We start from the raw sequence: 1,613 nt of genomic DNA on the forward strand, positions 1-1,613 counted from the left end.
GGCCATGATAAAGGAAAGAGAGGCAATGCCCAAGCATCTTAACCAAGATCTCAGATTTGCAGGGAGGCTTGCGGGGCTTGCGGGGCTTGCGGGGCTGCGGGGGCCTGCGGGGCCTGCGGGGCTTGCGGAGGTAGCGAGGCGTTTCGTAGGAGAAATGTGATTCGTTCGGAGTCCTTTCCCGGTATAATGGTGCATTCGGATTGCGAAACGAGGGGATCGGCACGTCTGGTCCGATGTCCTCGCTTCGAAATCCGTGCAGAGGATTGCAGGATTATCGGTACCAGGAGGTTTTCGATGGCATCAACTGATGCTCCCGCGCGCTCGGCATGGTCGGGCAAGTGGGCGTTTATTCTAGCTGCAGCAGCATCTGCTGTGGGCTTGGGGAATATGTGGCGCTTTCCCTATTTGGCGGCAAAGTACGGCGGCGGTACGTTTCTGCTTACGTATCTCGTGCTGGTGTTCACGCTCGGCGTATCGCTTCTGCTGCTGGAGACGGCACTTGGCCGCCTTACCGGCCAGTCGGCCATCGGGGCATTCAAGCAGTTCGGAAAGAAGTACGCCATCATCGGCGTCCTGGCGTCCATCGTGCCGTTCGTTATCGTGCCGTACTACTCTATCATCGGCGGATGGGTGACGAAGTACACGGCGGCTTACGTGTTCGAAGGCCCGGCGGCGCTGGCCGACGGCGGCAACTTCTTCACGGGCTTCATCACCAGCAACGTGGAGAGCTTCCTGTGGATGTTCGTGTTCATGGCCATCGTGTTCGTTGTCGTCGCACGGGGTGTGAAGGGTGGCATCGAGAAGGCGAACCTGTTCATGATGCCCGCGCTGATCGTCGTGGCGGTGGGCATCGCGGCGTACACCCTTACCATGCCGGGCGCGCTCGAAGGCGCGGCGTACTACCTGGTGCCTGATTTCAGCAAGTTCTCGCCAGAGCTGGTCATCAGCGCATTGGGGCAGATGTTCTACAGCTTGTCGCTGGCCATGGGCATCATGATCACGTATGGCTCGTACCTTGATGAGAAGTCCAGCCTTACGCAGAGTGTCGTGCGCATCGGCGGCTTTGATATCGGCGTGTCGTTTTTGGCCGGTCTCATGATCGTGCCGGCGGCGTTCGTGGCTATGGGTTCGGGCGACGCGGTGGCGGCCAAGTCGGGTCCGTCGCTTATGTTCGTGATCTTGCCGGAGGTGTTCGCCCAGATGGGCGGCGCGGCGCAGTTCGTGGGCTTCCTGTTCTTCCTGCTGGTGCTGTTCGCGGCACTGACCAGCGGTATCTCGCTTATGGAGACCTGCGTTTCCATCGTGCAGGACGGTGCGAAGTGGTCGCGTAAGAAGGCGCTTATCGCCGTGATGGCGTTCATCGTGGTAACCGGCTCGCTGGTGAACCTCGGCTACAACGGCCTCTCGTTTATCGAGCCTTTGGGTGCGGGAACGACTATGCTGGACTTCTTTGACTTCATCTCAAACTCGGTACTTATGCCCATCGTCGCGCTTTTGACGTGTATTTTTGTAGGCTGGGTCGTGAAACCGAAGCTTATTGTACGTGAGGTGACACTATCGGGTCCGTTCAAGTTGGAGAAGGCTTGGACGATCATGATCAAGTACGTGGCACC

1 protein-coding gene is annotated in these 1,613 nt (G+C 58.6%); it reads left to right on the forward strand.

Annotation, left to right across the window (positions count from 1 at the left end):
* Positions 1-294: 294 nt before the first annotated feature.
* On the forward strand, positions 295-1,613 hold a 1,319-nt coding region (locus RR842_RS14570), incomplete at its 3' end, for a sodium-dependent transporter (RefSeq protein WP_332730293.1).

This window comes from Gordonibacter sp., assembly GCF_036667095.1.
GTDB lineage: Bacteria > Actinomycetota > Coriobacteriia > Coriobacteriales > Eggerthellaceae > Gordonibacter.